14 protein-coding genes and 1 riboswitch are annotated in these 19,057 nt (G+C 70.3%); of the genes, 5 read left to right on the top strand and 9 right to left on the bottom strand.

The window, feature by feature from the left end; genetic code table 11:
- Nucleotides 1-201: 201 nt before the first annotated feature.
- The 9 genes from K1T34_RS33610 to K1T34_RS33570 form a co-directional block, all read right to left on the bottom strand.
- Nucleotides 202-468, bottom strand: a complete 267-nt coding sequence (locus K1T34_RS33610) for a hypothetical protein (RefSeq protein WP_220238767.1) — start codon at nt 466-468, stop codon at nt 202-204.
- Nucleotides 469-572: 104 nt separating this feature from the next.
- The gene (locus K1T34_RS33605; RefSeq protein WP_220238766.1) at nt 573-1,178 is read right to left on the bottom strand and encodes a TetR/AcrR family transcriptional regulator; all 606 of its coding nucleotides are present in this window, start codon (nt 1,176-1,178) and stop codon (nt 573-575) included.
- Nucleotides 1,178-2,026, bottom strand: coding sequence for an SDR family oxidoreductase (locus K1T34_RS33600; protein ID WP_370643432.1), 849 nt, complete (start codon nt 2,024-2,026; stop codon nt 1,178-1,180). Before K1T34_RS33600 ends, K1T34_RS33605 begins: the two co-directional genes overlap by 1 nt.
- Before the next feature lie 8 nt (nt 2,027-2,034).
- Complete coding sequence (locus K1T34_RS33595; RefSeq protein WP_220238765.1) at nt 2,035-3,201, bottom strand: acyl-CoA dehydrogenase family protein; 1,167 nt, start codon at nt 3,199-3,201, stop codon at nt 2,035-2,037.
- Nucleotides 3,198-5,165, bottom strand: coding sequence for a biotin carboxylase N-terminal domain-containing protein (locus tag K1T34_RS33590; RefSeq protein ID WP_220238764.1), 1,968 nt, complete (start codon nt 5,163-5,165; stop codon nt 3,198-3,200). The genes K1T34_RS33595 and K1T34_RS33590 overlap by 4 nt, the downstream gene beginning before the upstream one ends.
- A 10-nt stretch (nt 5,166-5,175) precedes the next feature.
- Nucleotides 5,176-6,777: an acyl-CoA carboxylase subunit beta gene (locus K1T34_RS33585; protein ID WP_220238763.1), complete on the bottom strand. Its 1,602-nt coding sequence runs from the start codon at nt 6,775-6,777 to the stop codon at nt 5,176-5,178.
- Nucleotides 6,774-7,922 carry an acyl-CoA dehydrogenase family protein gene (locus tag K1T34_RS33580; protein WP_220247540.1) on the bottom strand — a complete coding sequence of 383 codons (1,149 nt, stop codon included), beginning with the start codon at nt 7,920-7,922 and terminating at the stop codon, nt 6,774-6,776. Before K1T34_RS33580 ends, K1T34_RS33585 begins: the two co-directional genes overlap by 4 nt.
- Nucleotides 7,922-9,628 carry an acyclic terpene utilization AtuA family protein gene (locus K1T34_RS33575; protein ID WP_220238762.1) on the bottom strand — a complete coding sequence of 569 codons (1,707 nt, stop codon included), beginning with the start codon at nt 9,626-9,628 and terminating at the stop codon, nt 7,922-7,924. The genes K1T34_RS33580 and K1T34_RS33575 overlap by 1 nt, the downstream gene beginning before the upstream one ends.
- A complete protein-coding gene (locus K1T34_RS33570) occupies nt 9,625-10,416 on the bottom strand; it encodes a TIGR03084 family metal-binding protein (protein WP_220238761.1) in 792 nt (263 codons plus the stop codon). The genes K1T34_RS33575 and K1T34_RS33570 overlap by 4 nt, the downstream gene beginning before the upstream one ends.
- Nucleotides 10,417-10,581: 165 nt before the next feature.
- Between K1T34_RS33570 and K1T34_RS33565 the strand changes: the two genes are divergently transcribed.
- The 5 genes from K1T34_RS33565 (at nt 10,582) to metE (ending at nt 19,020) form a co-directional block, all read left to right on the top strand.
- Nucleotides 10,582-11,421: an enoyl-CoA hydratase-related protein gene (locus K1T34_RS33565; protein WP_220238760.1), complete on the top strand. Its 840-nt coding sequence runs from the start codon at nt 10,582-10,584 to the stop codon at nt 11,419-11,421.
- Nucleotides 11,418-12,017 carry an acetoacetate decarboxylase family protein gene (locus K1T34_RS33560; RefSeq protein ID WP_220238759.1) on the top strand — a complete coding sequence of 200 codons (600 nt, stop codon included), beginning with the start codon at nt 11,418-11,420 and terminating at the stop codon, nt 12,015-12,017. Before K1T34_RS33565 ends, K1T34_RS33560 begins: the two co-directional genes overlap by 4 nt.
- Nucleotides 12,018-12,261: 244 nt before the next feature.
- A complete protein-coding gene (locus K1T34_RS33555; protein ID WP_220238758.1) occupies nt 12,262-15,231 on the top strand; it encodes a ribonucleoside-diphosphate reductase subunit alpha in 2,970 nt (989 codons plus the stop codon).
- A 72-nt stretch (nt 15,232-15,303) separates the two neighbouring features.
- The gene (locus K1T34_RS33550) at nt 15,304-16,377 is read left to right on the top strand and encodes a ribonucleotide-diphosphate reductase subunit beta (RefSeq protein WP_220238757.1); all 1,074 of its coding nucleotides are present in this window, start codon (nt 15,304-15,306) and stop codon (nt 16,375-16,377) included.
- A gap of 94 nt (nt 16,378-16,471) precedes the next feature.
- Nucleotides 16,472-16,668, top strand: a riboswitch (cobalamin riboswitch).
- Nucleotides 16,669-16,764: 96 nt separating this feature from the next.
- Nucleotides 16,765-19,020 carry a 5-methyltetrahydropteroyltriglutamate--homocysteine S-methyltransferase gene (metE, locus tag K1T34_RS33545; protein ID WP_220238756.1) on the top strand — a complete coding sequence of 752 codons (2,256 nt, stop codon included), beginning with the start codon at nt 16,765-16,767 and terminating at the stop codon, nt 19,018-19,020.
- The last annotated feature ends 37 nt before the right edge of the window (nt 19,021-19,057 follow it).

Genomic DNA, 19,057 nt, shown 5'->3' with positions numbered 1-19,057 from the left:
GTGCAAGAACCGGCTGGTCACGCGCGAAATCCGCGAGCAACTGCGGCTGGCGGCGCGGTGGTTGAACCTCACCGTGCGAGGGTCACGACCGGACCACTCACACGCAAGCCCGACCCCAGGCCAGGGGCACCGACCCGAGCCGAAGGGTCACCCGAACGGGCAAGCGAAACCTTCACCCGTTCGCGAGACCGCGTGGTCGACTCAGGCGGCGACGGTGATCTCCAGCGCGGCGTGCCCGGCCTCGGTCAGCTCGGCGGGCACGCGGCCCGCGGCGTCCTGCACGGCGGGGCGGATGTAGCCGCCGTGTGCGAGGTTGTGGGCGGTCATCTGGTCGCAGCAAGCGAAACCGTCGATGAAGAGGTCGGGCTCGCTGCTCGTGGTCATCTCCGCGCGGTGGGCGGCGACCGCCCTGAGCATCGCCATCGCGCGGTGCGTCAGCTCGACTGCCGCGTCTTCTGAACCGGACACCGGTACCGACCTTCTTCCTGGTGGAGCCACTTACTCGGAGTCATCGTCCGTTGGGCCGAATGTGTTAACAACCACATCGTATTAGGCCGAAGTTGTGACGTTCACTAGGCCTCGCCGGTTCCGGACAGTCGCGTCTCCAGAGTGTGGGCCCACTCCCGCACGATCTGGCGCCGGCGGCGGGTGTCGTCGGTCAGCAGGTTGGCGAGGCCGAGGCCGCGGGCCAGGTCCAGGGTGGCCTGGACCAGCTCGCGGACCCCTGGCTTCGCCTCGTCGACGCCCAGCAGCTCCACCGTCACGCGGTGCGCCTCGCGGCCGACGCGCGCCTCGAGCGGCACCAGCGTCGACCTCAGCTGTTCGTCGCTGGAGGCCACGGCCCACAGCTGCAGCGCGGCACGGAACAGGGGTCCGGTGTAGAGGTTGAGCACCATCTCCACCACCCCGAAGATCCGCGACGCGCCCGTCGGCAGGCTGTCGGCCTTCGTCCGCAGCTCGGTGATCTGCGACTCGCCGAGCAGCTCCACGGCCGCCGCGACGAGGTCCTCGCGCGTCGGGAAGTGGTGCTGCGCGGCGCCGCGCGACACGCCGGCGCGTTCGGCGATCACGGCCACCGTGACGCCGTGCCAGCCCCGCTCGCCGATGCAGTCCATCGCGGCCTCGATCAGCCGCCGGCGAGTGGTGCGGCTGCGCTCCTGCTGCGGTTCCCGGAGCATCAGGCCGGATCGACCCAGAAGTCGAGCTGCAGGTCCGCTTCCGACGACCCGATCCGGTACTTCGACAGATCAGTGACGCCCTCGGCCGCGAGCACCTCATCGTCCAGGAAGAAGTTGCCGGTCGTCGAGCGGCTGGGCCGGGTGAGGATCGCGTACGCGGCGTCGGCCATGATCTCCGGCGTGCGGCTGCGGTCGGCCAGCTCCGCGCCCACGACGTTGCGGATCGCCGCGGTGTCGATCGTGGTGCGCGGCCACAGCGAGTTCGCCGCGATGCCGTCCTTCCTCAGCTCCGCCGCGAGCCCGACGGTCACGAGGCTCATCGAGTACTTCGCGATGCTGTACGCGAGGTGCCCGGCCGTGAACCACTTCTCGTCGAGGCTGATCGGCGGCGACAGCGTGAGCACGTGCGGGTTGGCCGACTTGCGCAGGTGCGGGATGGCCAGCTTGGACAGCAGGAAAGTGCCGCGCGCGTTGATGTCCTGCATCAGGTCGTAGCGTTTCATGCTCACCTGCTCGGTGGGCGTGAGGTCGATCGCGCTCGCGTTGTTCACCACGATGTCGATGCCGCCGAACTGCTCGACGGTCTTCGCCACCGCGGCGGCCACGCCCTCGTCGTCGCGGACGTCGCCGAGGATGGGCAGCGCCTTGCCGCCGGCCTTCTCGATGGCCTCGGCCGCGGTGTAGATCGTGCCGGGCAGCTTCGGGTGCGGTTCGGCGGTCTTGGCCAGCAGAGCCACGTTCGCGCCGTCGGCGGCCGCGCGCAGGGCGATCGCCTCGCCGATGCCGCGGCTGCCGCCGGACATGATGATCGTGCGGCCCGCCAGAGACCTCTCAGTCTTCTCAGACACACTCACTCCTAATAGGACTTCGGCAGCCCGAGGGTGTGCTGCCCGACGAAGTTGAGCACCATCTCGCGGCTCACCGGCGCGATCCGCCCGAGCCGCACCGCGGTCACGAGCGTGCCGAGGCCGTACTCGGTCGCGAGCCCGTTGCCGCCGTGCGTCTGCACGGCCTGGTCCACGGCGTGGATCGCGGCCTCCGCGGCGGCGTACTTGGCCATGTTGGCCGACTCGCCCGACGCGAAGTCGTCCCCGGAGTCGTAGAGGGAAGCCGCCTTCTGCGTCATCAGCTTCGCCAGCTCCAGCTCGATCTTGATCTGCGCCAGCGGGTGCGCCAGCCCCTGGTGAGAGCCGATCGGCGCGCCCCACACCTGGCGCTCGTTGGCGTACGCTACGGCTTTGTCGAGCGCGTAGCGAGCGGTGCCGAGCGAGAACGACGCGCCCATGATGCGTTCGGGGTTCAGGCCCGCGAACAGCTGCGCGATCGCCGCGCCCTCCTCCCCCACCAGCGCTTCGGCCGGCAGGTGGACGTCGTCGAGGAACAGGCCGAACTGCTTCTCCGGCGAGACCAGATCCATCTCGATCTGCTTGAACTCGAAGCCCGGGGTGTCGGTGGGCACGATGTAGAGCGCGGGCTTGAGGCGGCCCGACTTCGCGTCCTCCGTGCGCCCGACCACGAGCACCGCGTCGGCCTCGTCGACGCCGGAGATGAACACCTTCCGTCCGCTCAGGACCCAATCACTGCCGTCGCGGCGCGCGGTGGTGGTGATCTTGTGCGAGTTGGACCCGGCGTCGGGCTCGGTGATGGCGAAGACCATCTTTTTGCTGCCGTCGGAAATTCCCGGCAGCCACTGCTTCTTCTGCTCGTCCGTGCCGAAGCGCGAGATCACCGTGCCGCAGATCGCCGGAGAGACGACCATCAGCAGCAACGGCGAACCCGCGGCCGCGAACTCCTCCAGCACCGCGGCGAGGTCGGCGATGCCCGCACCGCCGCCGCCGTACTCCTCGGGCAGGTTCACGCCGAGGTAACCGAGCCGGCCGGCCTCGTCCCACAGTTCGACGGTCTTCTCGCCCGAGCGGGCCTTCTTCGAGTAGTACTCGTGCCCGTACTTGCGCGCCAGTTCCGAAGCCGCCTTGCGCAGCGCCACGCGCTCCTCGGGCTCGACGAAGTTCATCGCGTTCATGCTCGTTCTCCCACCACAGCTTCTCCCACCACAGCCAGAATCGTGCCGACCTCGACCTGCAACCCGACCTTCACCGGCAGCTCGGTGACCACGCCGTCGGCGGGGGCCGCGATCCGGTGTTCCATCTTCATCGCCTCCAGCCACAGCAGCGGATCCCCCGCCGCCACGGCGTCGCCCACGCCCACCGCCAGCCGCACGATCGTGCCCGGCATCGGCGCGACGAGCGAGCCCGCCGCCAGCGCCGCCGACGGGTCCGCGAACCGCGGCTCCGCCGTGAACGCCACCGAGCCGAGCGCGGAGTCGACAAAGGACTTTTCGCCGTGCCGCGCGACGGTAAACGTGCGTCGCACACCCGCCACGTCGAGCACTACCCGGCCCGGCTCCGCCGAGACCAGCCGCACGTCGTCGTGCCCCTCGGCCCGCAGGCCGTCCCGGGTGAGCGAGTACAGGACCTCGTGGGTCGTGTCCCCGCGCGTGAAAACCTTGCGCTGCCCCACCGAACGCACGTTGCGCCAGCCACTGGGCAGACGGCCCAGAGTGGTCGCGGCCGCGCGGTTGCCCGCGGCGCCGGCCAGTGCGGCGGCGAGCGCGGAGAGCTTTTCCCCGTCACCGCTGACCAGCGGCTTCGCGAGCGTGCCGAGGCCATGGCGGTCGAAGAACGCCGTGTCGGTCTCGCCCGCGAGGAAAGCGTCGTGGCGCAGGATGTTCACGAGCAGGTCGCGGTTGGTGACCACGCCGTGGATCTTCGCCCCGGCCAGCGCGGTGGCGAGCCGGCGGGCGGCCTCGTCGCGCGTCGGCGCCCACGTGATGACCTTGGCGAGCATCGGGTCGTAGTGCACGCCGACGACGGACCCGCTCTCCACGCCGGAGTCGAGCCGCAGCCCCGCGCCGTGTGTGAACTCGCGGTCGACGCCGGGCACCTCGAAGGTGTGCAGCGTGCCGCTCTGCGGTTGCCAACCCGCGGCAGGGTCTTCGGCGTAGAGGCGGACCTCGATCGAATGCCCTTGCGGCGCAGGCGGTTCCGGCGGCAGCTTCGCGCCCTGGGCCACGGAAAGCTGCAGCGCCACGAGGTCGAGGCCGGTGACGTTCTCGGTCACCGGGTGCTCCACCTGCAGGCGGGTGTTCATCTCCAGGAAGTAGAACCGACCGTCCGGCCCGGCGAGGAACTCCACCGTGCCCGCGCCGACGTAGTCGATGGCCAACGCGGCCTTGCGCGCCGCGTCGAACAGCTCCGCGCGCATGGCGTCGTCGACGAACGGCGACGGCGCTTCCTCCACCACCTTCTGGTGCCGGCGCTGGATGGAGCACTCGCGCTCCCCCACCGCCCACACCGTGCCGTGGCTGTCGGCGAGCACCTGCACCTCGATGTGGCGGCCCGTCTCGAGGTAACGCTCGCAGAACACCGTCGGGTCCCCGAACGCGGAACCGGCCTCGGCCCGGGCGCTCTCGACGGCCTCGGCGAGCTCACTCACCTCCCGGACCACCCGCATACCGCGACCGCCGCCGCCTGCGGAAGCCTTGACCAGCAACGGCAGATCGGCGTCGCCGACTTGACTGGGGTCCAGTTCGGACAGCACCGGCACACCGGCGGCGGCCATGATCCGCTTCGACTCCACTTTGGAGCCCATCGTCTCGATCGCGGCGGGCGGCGGGCCGACCCACGTGAGCCCGGCGTCGAGCACGGCCCGCGCGAACGCGGCGTTCTCCGACAGGAACCCGTAGCCCGGGTGCACGGCGTCGGCGCCCGCGTCGGCCGCGGCCTTCACGATCAGCTCCGCGCGCAGGTACGTCTCTCCCGGCGCGTCTCCCGGCAGCCGGACCGCGACGTCGGCCTCGCGCGTGTGCGGGGCCGCGGCGTCGGCGTCGGAGAACACGGCCGTCGTGCCGATGCCGGCGTCGCGGCAGCTGCGGAAAACGCGGCGGGCGATCTCGCCGCGGTTGGCGACCAGCAGGTTGTGGATCACGACTGCACCCCTACATCCGGAAGACGCCGAAGCCACCCTCGGCGCCCTTCACTGGTCCGTTGTGGATCGCCGACAGGCTCAGGCCGAGCACCGTGCGGGTGTCGCGCGGGTCGATGATGCCGTCGTCGTAGAGCATGCCCGAGAGGAACATGGGCATCGACTCGGCCTCGATCTGGTTCTCGACCATGGCGCGCATCGCCGCGTCGTTCTCCTCGCTGTAGTCCTGCCCCCGGCTCGCGGCCGCCGCGCGGGCCACAATGGACAGCACGCCGGCCAGCTGCGCCGGGCCCATCACGGCCGACTTCGCGCTCGGCCACGCGAACAGGAACCGCGGGTCGTAGGCGCGCCCGCACATGCCGTAGTGCCCGGCGCCGTAGGACGATCCCATGAGGACGGACAGGTGCGGCACCTTGGAGTTCGACACGGCGTTGATCATCATCGCGCCGTGCTTGATGATGCCGCCCTGCTCGTACTCCTTGCCGACCATGTAGCCGGTGGTGTTGTGCAGGAAGACGAGCGGGGTGTCGATCTGGTTGGCCAGCTGGATGAACTGCGCGGCCTTCTGCGATTCCTCGCTGAACAGCACGCCCTGCGCGTTGGCGAGGATGCCGACGGGGTAGCCGTGGATGTTCGCCCACCCGGTGGTCAGGCTCGACCCGTAGAGCGGCTTGAACTCGTCGAAGTCCGACCCGTCGACCACGCGGGCGATCACCTCGCGCGGGTCGAACGGCACCTTGAGATCACTCGGCACGATGCCGAGCAGGTCCTCGGGATCGAACAGCGGCTCGGCGTACCCGGTCCGAGGCGCCGGCCCCTTCTTGTGCCAGTTGAGCCGCTTGATGATACTGCGGCCCAGCCGGATCGCGTCCTGCTCGTCGGCCGCGAGGTAGTCGGCCAGGCCCGACGTGCGGGCGTGCATCTCGGCGCCGCCCAGCGACTCGTCGTCGGACTCCTCGCCGGTCGCCATCTTCACCAGCGGCGGCCCGCCGAGGAACACCTTCGCGCGTTCCTTGACCATCACGACGTAGTCGGACATGCCCGGCAGGTACGCGCCGCCGGCGGTCGAGTTGCCGAAGACCAGCGCCACGGTGGGTACCTTCGCGGCCGAAGACCGCGTGAGGTCGCGGAAGATCCGCCCGCCGGGGATGAAGATCTCCTTCTGCGTCGGCAGGTCCGCGCCGCCGGACTCGACGAGGTTGATCACCGGCAGGCGGTTCTGCGCCGCGATGTCGGCTGCACGGAAGCTCTTCTTGGTGGTCCACGGGTTGCTCGCGCCACCCTTGACCGTCGGGTCGTTCGCGGAGATCAGGCACTCCACGCCCTCGACCACGCCGATGCCGGTGATCACGCTCGCGCCCACGCGGTAGTCCGAGCCCCACGCGGCCAGCGGCGAGAGCTCCAGGAACGGCGAGTCCTCGTCGATCAGCAGCTCGATCCGTTCGCGGGCCAGGAGCTTGCCGCGCTTGCGGTGACGCTCCACGTACTTCTCGCCGCCGCCGGCCACGGCCTTGGCGTGCTCGGCGTCGATCTCGGCGAGCTTCTCGAGCATGGACTCGCGGTTCGCGGCGAACTCGCCGGCCCGTGTGTCCACGACAGACCTCAATGCGGTCATGCGGTGTATCCCAATCGCTTCGCGGCCAGGCCGGTGAGGATCTCGGTGGAACCGCCGCCGATGCCGAGGATGCGGACGTCGCGGTAGTGCCGCTCCACTTCGGACTCGCGCATGTACCCGAGCCCGCCGTGCAGCTGCACGGCCTCGTTCACCACCCATTCGGCGGCTTCGACGGCGGTGTTCTTGGCGAAACAGGCCTCGGCGATCACTTCTTCGCCGGAGACGTGGCGCACAGCGGTCTGGCGCGCATAGGTGCGCGCGACGTCGGTCTTGCGCGCCATCTCGGTGAGCTTGTGCTGCACGACCTGGCGCGAGATGAGCGGCCGGCCGAACGTCTCGCGTAGCCGGCACCAGTCGAGCGTGAGGTCGAGCGCGCGCTGCGCGTGGGCGTAGGCCTGCACGGCAAGCGAAAGCCGCTCGGTCACGAACTGGGTGGCCACCTGGGCGAAGCCGCTGTTCTCGGCGCCCACGAGGTTCTCCACCGGCACTCGGACGTCCACGTAGGACAGTTCGGCGGTGTCGGACGCGGCCCAGCCCATCTTCTCCAGCTTGCGCGACACCGTGAACCCGGGCGTGCCACGTTCGACCACCAGCAGGGAGATGCCGTGCGCGCCCTCCCCGCCCGTGCGGACGACCGTGGTCACGAAGTCGGCGCGGCAGCCGGAGGTGATGAACGTCTTGGCGCCGTTGACCACGTACTCGTCACCTTCGCGCACGGCGGTGGTGCGGATGCCGGCGACATCGGACCCGCCGTCGGGCTCGGTGACGGCGAGCGAGCCGATCTTCGTCCCTTCCAGTGTCGGCCGCACCCAGCGTTCGACCTGCACCGGGTCCCCGGCCGCGGCGATGTGCGGCACGGCGATGCCGCACGTGAACAGCGACGCGAACAGGCCGCCTGAGCCGCCCGCGTAGTGCATCTCCTCGGCGACCACGAGTGCGTCGAGGTAGTTGCCGTCGCCGCCGCCCACGGCCTCGGGGAACGCGACGCCGAGCAGCCCGAGGTCCCCGGCCTTGCGGTGCAGCTCGCGCGGCAGCTCGCCCGCGCGTTCCCAGTCGTCGAGGTGCGGCAGCACGTCCTTCTCGACGAACCGCCGCACGGTCGCGCGCAGCTCCTTGCGTTCCGGCGTGGCGAACGGGTCCACGATCACAGCAGCGCCTCCGGCACGTCGATCTCGCGCGCCCGCAGCCATTCGCCGAACGCCTTGGCCTGCGGGTCGAACCGCGCCTGCGAGGCCACGCCCTCACCGAGGATGTCCTCGACCACGAAGTTCATCGCCCACAGGTTCGGCAGCACGTGCCGGGTCACGGGCAGCTGCGCCGTCTCCGGCAGCAGCAGGCGGAACTCGGCGACGGTGAGCCGGTGCACGAGCCAGCGCCACGCTTCTTCCGAGCGCACCCAGACGCCGAGGTTGGCACTACCGCCCTTGTCACCGCTGCGCGCGCCGATCACCCGGCCGAGCGGGACACGGCGGGCCGGGCCGTCCGGCAACGGCTCGGGCAGCGCCGGTTCGTCCACTTCGGTCAGTGCTCGGGTCTTGGTGGACGGTGCTATGTCGACACGTCGACCATCGGTGAGCACCGCGATGTGCGGTACCTCGCCGGCGTCCACAAAGGCCGCCGAGTAGACGCCGTACGGCGACGCGTCCGAAGGCGGAGCGGTCACGTGGAAGCCGGGATAACTCGCGAGCGCCAGCTCCACCGCGGCGCCGCTGAACGCGCGGCCGGCGATCTTCGGGTCCGCGTCCTTCACCGCGACGTGCAGCAGCGCGCTGGCCTGTTCCTCGGTGTCGGCGTCGCGGTGGTCCGTGCGCGCGAGCGTCCAGCGGACCTCGGCGGGGGGCTTGCGTTCGAGCGCCGTCTCCAGCTGCTCGCGCACGAGCGCGGCCTTCTCCTCGATGTCGAGGCCGGTGAGCACGAACGTGGTCTCGTTGCGGAACCCGCCGAGCCGGTTCAGCGCGACCTTGAGCGTGGGCGGCGGGGCCTCGCCGGTCACGCCGCTGATGCGCACGCGGTCGGGGCCGTCCTCGGCCAGCGTCAGCGTGTCCAAGCGCGTGGTGACGTCGGGGTTCGCATAGCGGGCGCCGGTGATCTCGTACAGCAGCTGCGCGGTGACCGTGCCCGTGTTCACGACCCCGCCGGTGCCGGGGTGTTTCGTAATGACGCTGGACCCGTCGGCGTGGATCTCGGCGATCGGGAACCCGGGCACGCCGATCGGCTGTTCGCGGAAGAACGCGTAGTTGCCGCCGGTCGCCTGCGCGCCGCACTCGATCACGTGCCCCGCGGCGACGGCGCCGGCCAGCGCGTCGTAGTCCTCGCGCGTCCAGCCGAAGTGCGCGGCGGCGGGCCCGACGATCACCGACGCGTCGGTGACCCGGCCGGTCACGACCACGTCGGCGCCGGCGTTCAGGCACTCGACGATGCCCCACGCGCCGAGATAGGCGTTGGCGGTCAACGGTTCCTTGAAGCCCAGCTCGTCGGCACGCCCGATCAGGTCGTCGCCCTCGACGTGCGCGATCCGCACATCGAGGGCGAGCTTCGCGGCCAGCTCACGCAACGCCGTCGCCAGGCCCGCGGGGTTGAGGCCACCCGCGTTGGCGACGATCTTCACGCCCTTTTCCTTGGCCAGCGCCAGGTTCTCCTCCATCTGGCGCAGGAAGGTCTTGGCGTAGCCGCGTTCGGGGTCCTTCATCCGGTCGCGCCCGAGGATGAGCATGGTCAGCTCGGCGAGGTAGTCGCCGGTGAGCACGTCGAGCGGCCCGCCGGTCAGCATCTCGCGCACGGCGGAGAACCGGTCGCCGTAAAAGCCCGACGCGTTCCCGATCCGGATCGGGGCCTTGTTCACGCGGCTCATGCGAACTGCCCCGGCTTCCGGCCGCCACCGGGAGGACCGGCGAACGCCTGCGCGATGGTGAGCCATTCTTCGACGTCGGCGCCGGTCGCGACCAGGTCCGTGTCCGCGGGGTGGCGCCGCTGCGTGATGACCAGGCAGAAGTCCACGGCGCTGCCGGTGAGCCGCTGCTCGGCGTCCTCGGGCCCGAACGCCCACGTCGTGCCGTCCGGCGAGGCCAGCTCCACGCGGAACTCCACGGGCGGCGGCGCCAGAGAGTTGAGCTTGAAGGCGAAGTCCCGCGTGCGCGTGCCGAAGCGGGCGATGTGCCACAACCGGCCGGTCGGCTCACGGGCCAGCCCCAGCGCGTCGAACACGTCCTGGCCGTGGGCCCACGTCTCCATCATCCGCGCGGTGGCCATGGACGCGGCGCTCATCGGCGGCCCGTACCAGGGCAGCTTCTGCCCGGCGGGCACGGCGGCGAGCGCTTCGGACAGCGCCGCCCGCCCGGCGCGCCACTGTGCGAGCAGCTCCTGCGGCGGCGTCGCGGCGGCTTCCTCAGCGGCGAGGTCGACGTAGCTCTCCCCCACGCTCAGCAGGTGCTCGACCTCGGTCTGCCACTCCTCGGGCCGGGCCGCGGCGATCAGCGCCTTCGAGTCCGTCCAGGCCAGGTGCGCGATCTGATGCGCGACCGTCCACCCCTCCGCCGGCGTCGGCCTGGCCCACCCCTCGGGCGGCAGCCCGGCCACCACGTCGTCGATCGCCTGTGATTCGGCAGCCAGATCCCCGAGGATCACGCCGAGATCAGCCATCCTGCGCCTCCATGCGTCCTCTTGTAAGCACTACGCGCTCAGGCCCACCCTCGCACCCCGACCGAGGAAAAATCAAGCGCGCCTGATTGTTTTCTCCCCTGATCGAGCGCGGAGCCACTATTGACACGTTGCCAGTAGAACCCTCGTTGTCCTACCGTTCCAGCCATGAGCACCTACGCGGACATCACCTACGAGGTCGCCGAGCGGATCGCGACGGTCAAGCTGAACCGGCCCCAGGCGCGCAACGGCTACACCGTGCGGATGGCCGACGAGCTGGGTGACGCCATGGACCGCGCGGACCGCGACGAGGACGTGCGCGTGGTCGTGCTCACCAGCACCGGCAAGGACTTCTCCGTGGGGGCCGACCTGTCGTCCGGCGGGTTCGACTTCGAGCTCGGCGAGGGTCCGCCCGACGGCTGGCAGGAGCCGGCGGGCCGCTGCTCCAAGCGGATCTTCACGATGAACAAGCCCGTGATCGCCGCGTTGCGCGGCGCGGCGGTGGGCGGCGGCATCACGATCACGCTGTCGTGCGACTACCGGCTGGCCGCCGACGACTCGAAGTTCGGCTTCGTGTTCACCCGCCGCGGGATCTACCCCGAAGGCGGGTCCGCGTGGTTCCTCCCCCGGCTCGTCGGCATGGGCACGGCCGTGGACTGGATGGTGAGCGGACGCGTCTTCGGCGCCGAAGAGGCGTTGCGGAAGGGGCTGGTGCACAGCGTCCACCCGCCGGAAGCCGTGCTGGACAAGGCTTACGAGCTCGCGCGCGACCTCGTGGCCAACACCGCTCCCGTGTCGGTCGCCGTCACGCGCCAGCTGCTGTACCGGATGGCGTCGGCCCCGTCGCCGTTCGAGGTGCACGAGCTGGACTCGAAGCTGATCGGCGGGCTGCCGACCAATCCGGACGCGGTCGAAGGCGTGTTGTCGTTCCTGCAGAAACGCCCACCGGAGTTCAAGCTCCGCGTCGACCACGACCAGCCGGACTACCTGCCCTGGATCGAGGAATGACCGCCTACCCGCCCGAACCGTGGCACCTCGCGGGCCAGGCACAGCTGTCCGCGTGGCTGCTCCCGGCCGGCAAACTACCGGAACTGCCCGAAGGCGTCGAACCCGTCACCACCGGCGGCCACGCCGCGGTGTTCACCGCGTGGGTCGGCTACCGCGCGCCGGGGCAGCTGAGCTACCACGAGCTGCTCGCCGCCGTCGCCGTGCGCGGCGGCCTCACCGCGTCGATCACCGACATCTGGGTCGACAGTGAGGTCTCGCTCGCGGGCGGACGCGAGCTGTGGGGCATCCCGAAGGACCTCGCGACGCTCGAGTTCAGCGGCGACCGCGAGTTCACCGCGGCCACCGGCGACGACTGGATCGCCACCGCCGCGTTCTCCCGCCGCGCCGGGCTGCCGGCCGCGCTGCCCGCGCGGTTCGAGATCGCGCAGACGCTCGGCGGGCGGCTCAAGCGCAGCCCCGTCACCTCGCGTGCGAAGCCGCACGCGGCTGCTGCCGACTGGTCCGTGAACCCCGCCGGACCGCTCGGCTTCCTGGCCGGACGTCGCCCGATCGTGAGCGCGAGCCTGCGCGACTTCACCCTCGTCTTCGGCGGCTGAACCGCCCCCGACCAGCCGCTCTGAGTGATCGACTAACCCGCGAGGGTGAGCCCGCGACACGCCACCCCTTGGGGCACGTGCAAGCCCGAACCCCTAGATGTAGTCTCTGTGGACCGGCAGCCCCCAGCGACGGGGAGACCGCTCAGGAAGGGCAGCCGGGCCGATTTGAGAAACAGCAGCGCACGGCCTTGTGAGGCCGTGCGCCGATGAAGCGCGCCCATTTTCGACTTCGTTGGAGACCCGCATGTCAGTGGAAACCGGTCAGCGTCCGCCCTCGTCGGCGGACTCGGCTCCGAGCGCGGTCCGCGTGATCCGGCGCGACGGCAGTGTGTCGCCGTTCGACGCTGGCAAGATCAGCGTGGCCCTCACCAAGGCCTTCCTCGCCGTGGAGGGCGGCGACGCGGCCGCTTCCTCGCGCGTGCACCACGTCGTCGCCGAGCTGACCGAGCAGGTCGAGGCTTCCCTGCTGCGCCACGCCGGCCCCGAGCCCGCCCTGCACATCGAGCAGATCCAGGACCTCGTCGAGCTCGCCCTGATGCGCGGTGAGCACCACAAGGTCGCCCGCGCGTACGTGCTCTACCGCGACGAGCGCTCGAAGGCCCGCGAGGCTGCCACGCCGGCGCCCGCCGAGGCCGCGATCAGCGTCAAGGGCACCGACGGCTCGCTGCGTCCGCTCGACTGGGCCCGGGTGTCCCACGTGGTGGGCGAGGCCGTGGCCGGGCTCGAGGACGTGTCCGCCGAGCCGGTGCTGGCCGAGGCCAAGCGCAACCTCTACGACGGCATCAGCGCCGACGAGCTCGCGCTCGCGCAGATCATGGCCGCCCGCGTGCTCGTCGAGCAGGAGCCGAACTACTCGTACGTGAGTGCGCGGCTCCTGCTGGACAAGCTGCGCGGAGAGGCCCTGAGCTACCTCGCCGGCCGCGCTCGCCTGGCCAGCCAGGACGAGATGACCGCCGAGTACCCCGCGTACTTCCGCACCTACCTGCGCCGCGCGGTCGAGCTGGAGCTCGTCGACGGCGAGCTGCTCACGTTCGACCTCGACAAGATCACCGCGGCCATCCACGCCGAGCGTGACCTGGACTTCGGGTTCCTGGGCCTGCAGACGCTGTACGACCGGTACTTCCAGCACCACAACGGCACGCGCTTCGAGCTGCCGCAGGCGTTCTTCATGCGCGTGGCCATGGGCCTGGCCATCCGCGAGGACAACCGCGAAGCCCGCGCGATCGAGTTCTACGAGCTGCTCTCCACCTTCCACTTCATGGCCTCGACGCCGACGCTGTTCAACTCGGGTACCACGCGCGCGCAGCTCTCGTCGTGCTTCCTGACCACTGTGGACGACGACCTGGACTCGATCTTCCAGGCGTACAAGAACAACGCGCTGCTCGCCAAGTACTCGGGCGGCCTCGGCAACGACTGGACCCCGGTGCGCGGCCTCGGCGCGCACATCAAGGGCACCAACGGCCAGTCGCAGGGTGTCGTGCCGTTCCTCAAGATCGCCAACGACACCGCCGTCGCCGTGAACCAGGGCGGCAAGCGCAAGGGCGCGGCGTGCGCGTACCTCGAGACGTGGCACGTGGACATCGAGGAGTTCCTCGACCTGCGCAAGAACACCGGTGACGACCGCCGCCGCACGCACGACATGAACACGGCGAACTGGGTGCCGGACGAGTTCCTGCGCCGCGTCGAGGCCGACGCGCAGTGGACCCTGTTCTCCCCCAACGAGACGCCGGACCTGCACGACCTCTACGGCAACGCGTTCGCCGAGCGCTACCGCGAGTACGAGGCCGCCGCCGACCGCGGCGAGATCAAGGTCTTCCGCCGCCTGCGCGCCGTCGACCTGTGGCGTCGCATGCTGACGATGCTGTTCGAGACCGGCCACCCGTGGATCACGTTCAAGGACCCGTGCAACCTGCGCTCGCCGCAGCAGCACGTCGGCGTGGTGCACTCCTCGAACCTGTGCACCGAGATCACGCTGAACACCAACATCGACGAGGTCGCGGTCTGCAACCTCGGCTCGGTGAACCTGCTCAAGCACGTGACGCCCGAGGGCCTCGACACCAAGCGCCTCGAGAAGACCGTGCGCACCGCGGTCCGCATGCTCGACAACGTGATCGACATCAACTTCTACACGATCCCGGAGGCGCGCCGCTCCAACCTGCGCCACCGCCCGGTGGGCCTGGGCATCATGGGCTACCAGGACGCGCTGTTCGAGATCGGCGTTCCGTTCGCTTCGCAGGAGGCGGTGAAGTTCGCCGACCTCAGCATGGAGCACGTGTCCTACTACGCGATCTCCGCGTCGACCGACCTCGCCGAGGAGCGCGGCCAGTACCAGACGTTCGAGGGTTCGCTGTGGAGCCGCGGCATCCTGCCGATCGACTCGATGCAGCTGCTGATCGACGCACGCCAGGGCGACGCCCTCGCCGTCGACACCTCCACGACGTTGGACTGGGCGCCGCTGCGCGAGCGCGTGAAGACCGTCGGCATGCGCAACTCCAACGTGATGGCGATCGCACCGACCGCGACGATCTCCAACATCTCCGGCGTCGGCCAGTCGATCGAGCCGCTGTTCCAGAACCTGTACGTGAAGTCGAACATGTCGGGCGACTTCACCGTGGTGAACCCGCACCTGGTCAAGAGCCTCAAGGCCCGCGGTCTGTGGGACGAGGTCATGGTCAGCGACCTGAAGTACTTCGACGGCAGCCTCGGCCAGATCGACCGCGTGCCGGACGACCTCAAGGCGCTCTACGCCACCGCGTTCGAGATCGAGTCGAAGTGGATCGTGGACGCGGGCTCGGTCCGGCAGAAGTGGATCGACCAGGCGCAGTCGCTGAACCTCTACATCGCGGCGCCGAGCGGGCGCAAGCTCGACGAGCTGTACCGCTACGCGTGGCACAAGGGCCTCAAGACCACGTACTACCTGCGCGCGCAGTCGGCGACGCACGTGGAGAAGAGCACCCTGCGCGGCACCGACGGCAAGCTGAACGCGGTCTCGGCCGCCCCCGCCGCCGCCGCTGCTCCGGCCGCGACGCCGGCCCCGGCGCCGTCGCCCTCGGCCGCTGTCCCGGCGAGCCCCGCCGCGGCCGTGCCCGCCGCGGTCCCGGCCGCCAAGCCCGCCGAGCCTAAGGAAATGCCGAAGGTCGACGACATCGACTTCGTCGCCACCGAAGGCGCCGCCTGCCGCATCGACGACCCCGACTGCGAAGCCTGCCAGTGACCTCCTCGTGAGGGGTGCGGCGGGCGAGAACCCGCCGCGCCCCTCACGAGCCTTTTTTCTTGGAGCCTCTTGATGACCAACGTGGAGACCACGGACGCCACCGGCCTCGGCGAGATCGAGGTCGGCGCCGCCCGGATCAACGTCGACGACAAGCGCATGATCAACGCGCGCGCCGACGTGAACCAGCTGCTGCCCATGAAGTACCGCTGGGCGTGGGACAAGTACCTCGCCGCGTGCAACAACCACTGGATGCCGACCGAGGTCGCCATGCAGGCCGACATCGCGCTGTGGAAGTCGCCCGACGGCCTGACCGAGGACGAGCGCCAGATGCTCAAGCGCAACCTCGGCTTCTTCGCCACCGCGGAGTCGTTGGTGGCCAACAACATCGTGCTCGCGGTGTACCGCCAGATCACCAACCCCGAGTGCCGCCAGTACCTGCTGCGCCAGGCGTTCGAGGAAGCCGTGCACACGCACACCTTCCAGTACATCTGCGAAAGCCTCGGCCTGGTCGAGGGCGAGCTGTTCAACATGTACCGCGAGGTGCCGTCCATCTCCGAGAAGGACGCGTGGGCGCTGAAGTACACGCAGAACCTCGAGAACCCGGACTTCGAGACCGGCACGCAGGAGGCCGACCAGGCGTTCCTGCGCGACCTCGTGGCCTTCTACGTGATCTTCGAGGGCATGTGGTTCTACACCGGCTTCGCGCAGATCCTCTCGCTCGGCCGCCGCAACAAGATGGTCGGCATCGCCGAGCAGTACCAGTACATCCTGCGCGACGAGTCGATCCACCTGAACTTCGGCATCGACTGCATCAACCAGATCAAGATCGAGAACCCGCACCTGTGGACCGAGCAGTTCCAGGCGGAGATCCGGCAGATGCTGACCGACGCGTGCGAGCTGGAAGTCCGCTACGCGCGCGACACCATGCCGCGCGGCATGCTGGGCCTCTCGGCGCAGCTGTGCGAGCAGTACATGCACTTCATCACCGACCGGCGCGCCCAGCAGATCGGCCTCGCGCCGATCTTCGGGGAGACGGAGAACCCGTTCCCGTGGATGTCGGAGGCGATGGACCTGAAGAAGGAGAAGAACTTCTTCGAGACCCGCGTGATCGAGTACCAGTCGGGCGGCGCGCTGGACTGGGACTGATCCCGGACTCTGGGACCGGGGTGCGTCTTGTGCCGCCGGCAACCCCGACCCGCTAGGCTCGGCCACGCCACTGGTTCGCCAGGGCGTGGCCGAGCTTTTTCGGTCGTGCCCCGGTGAGGCAACAGGGAACCCGGTGTGAATCCGGGACTGCCCCGCAGCGGTGAGTGGGAACGAAAGCCGTCACCACGATTTCGTGGTCAAGCACTGGGCGAAGGCCCGGGAAGCGACGGTGAGTAGGCGCGAGCGGTTCGCCCACGAGTCCGAAGACCTGCCCGTGGTACGTGCGCCGACGGCGTGCGTGAGTCCGGGCCCCGTGGGAGCAGGCCTGAGGCGAAACGCGGTTCTCGCGTGCCCGGGCTCGTTGGCGAGCTCGCGAGGAGAGAGCCTGTGACCACCATCGGCACCACCATCCTGGGATACCCGCGCATCGGCCCGGCCCGGGAGCTCAAGCGCGCCCTGGAGCGCTACTGGGCCGGCACCACCGGCGAAGCGGAGTTGCTCGCCACCGGCCGCGAACTTCGCGCACAGACCTGGTCGCGACTGCGCGACGCCGGCCTGGAGTCGATCCCGTCCGGCACGTTCTCCCACTACGACCACGTGCTCGACACCGCCGAGCTGTTCGGCGCGCTGCCGGAGCGCTTCGCGCGCCTCGGCCTCTCACCGCTGGACACGTACTTCGCCGCCGCGCGCGGCGTGCAGGACGAGCCTGCGCTCGAGATGACCAAGTGGTTCGACACCAACTACCACTACCTCGTGCCCGAGCTGGGTCCCGGCTCGCGCTTCACGCTGTCGGGCACGAAGCCGCTCGACGAGGTGCGCGAAGCCCGGGAGTTGGGGATCGAGACGCGGCCGGTACTCGTCGGGCCGGTCACGTTCCTGCTGCTCAGCAAGGCGACACAGCCCGGCTTCGAACCGCTGGAGCTGCTCGACGAGCTGCTGTCCGCCTACGCGGAGCTGCTGGCCGCGCTGAAGGCCGAAGGCGTCGAGTGGGTGCAGCTTGATGAACCGGCGTTCGCCGGTGACCGCACCACGAAGGAGCTCAACGCGCTGACCCGCGCGTACCACGTGCTGGCCAAGGCCGAGGACCGCCCGAAGCTGCTCGTCGCCGGTTACTTCGGCGGACTCGGCCGCGGGCTGGGCGTGCTGGCCCGCTCCCCCATCGAGGCGCTGGCCGTGGACCTCGTCACCGACGCGTCCTTTGTGGACGCTGTGGCCGCGGAAGGCGCGTTGCGCGACAAGGAGGTGCTCGCCGGCGTCGTCGACGGGCGCAACGTGTGGCGCACCGACCCGGACCGAGCGTTGGAACGCGCCGCGCGGCTGGCCGGCACCGCGCAGCACGTGAGCGTCACGACATCGTGCTCGCTGCTGCACGTACCCTACGACGTCGAGGCCGAGAACCTCGATTCACGACTCGGGAGCTGGCTCGCGTTCGCCGACCAGAAGGTCGCCGAGGTCGTGCTGCTCGGGCGGGCGCTGCGCGGCGAAGACGTGGACCTGTCGGCGGCGCGGGCGGCCGTCGCGGACCGCGCGACGAACCCGGCAGACGCGGCCGTGCGGGAGCGGCTGGCGGCGCTGACACCGCAGGACGCCGTGCGTGCACCGTACGAGCAACGGGCGGCCGCGCACCGGGAATCCCTCGGCCTGCCGCCGCTGCCGACCACCACGATCGGCTCGTTCCCGCAGACCACCGACCTCCGCAAGGCCCGCGCCGCGTACCGCGCGGGCACGCTCGACGAACCCGAGTACGTGGCCCAGATGCACGCCGAGATCGACCGAGTGGTGCGGCTGCAGGAGGAGCTGGGCCTCGACGTGCTGGTGCACGGCGAGCCCGAGCGCAACGACATGGTGCAGTACTTCGCCGAGCAGCTCGCCGGGTTCGCCTCGACCGAGCACGGCTGGGTGCAGTCCTACGGCTCGCGCTGCGTCCGCCCGCCGATCCTCTACGGCGACGTCTCGCGCCCGCGGCCGATGACCGTGCCGTGGGCGCGGTACGCGCAAAGCCGCACCACCAAGCCGATCAAGGGCATGCTCACCGGCCCGGTCACGATCCTCGCGTGGTCGTTCGTGCGCGACGACCAGCCGCTCGCCGACACCGCGCTGCAGGTCGCGTTCGCGATCCGCGACGAGGTGACCGACCTCGAAGCCGCGGGCGTGCGCGTGATCCAGGTCGACGAGCCGGCCCTGCGGGAGCTGCTGCCGCTGCGCGCGGCCGGGCACGAGGTCTACTTCGACTGGGCGGTGCGGGCGTTCCGCGTCGCGACGGCCGGAGCCGCCGCGGGCACCCAGATCCACACGCACATGTGCTATTCGGAGTTCGGCGAGGTGCTCTCGGCGATCGACGGCCTCGACGCCGACGTGACCAGCATCGAAGCCGCGCGCTCGAAAATGGAGGTACTCGCCGACCTGTCGGCCGGCGGGTTCGCGCGCGGCGTCGGCCCCGGCGTCTACGACATCCACTCGCCCCGTGTGCCGGGCGTCGAGGAGGTCGCGGACCTGCTGCGCACGGCGGCCGCCGCCGTGCCGGCGCACCGGCTGTGGGTGAACCCCGACTGCGGCCTCAAGACGCGCCGCTACGCCGAGGTGGAGCCCGCCTTGCGCCACCTCGTCGCGGCAGCCCGCCAGGTCCGCGCCGAGCAGGGCTGAGCAACCCCGGGCAACGGTGCCGGGCGGCGCGAACCAC

Origin of the sequence: Amycolatopsis sp. DSM 110486 (genome assembly GCF_019468465.1) — a bacterium.
In the GTDB taxonomy this organism is placed as follows: domain Bacteria; phylum Actinomycetota; class Actinomycetes; order Mycobacteriales; family Pseudonocardiaceae; genus Amycolatopsis.
This window is presented reverse-complemented; position numbering and strand designations above follow the sequence as displayed.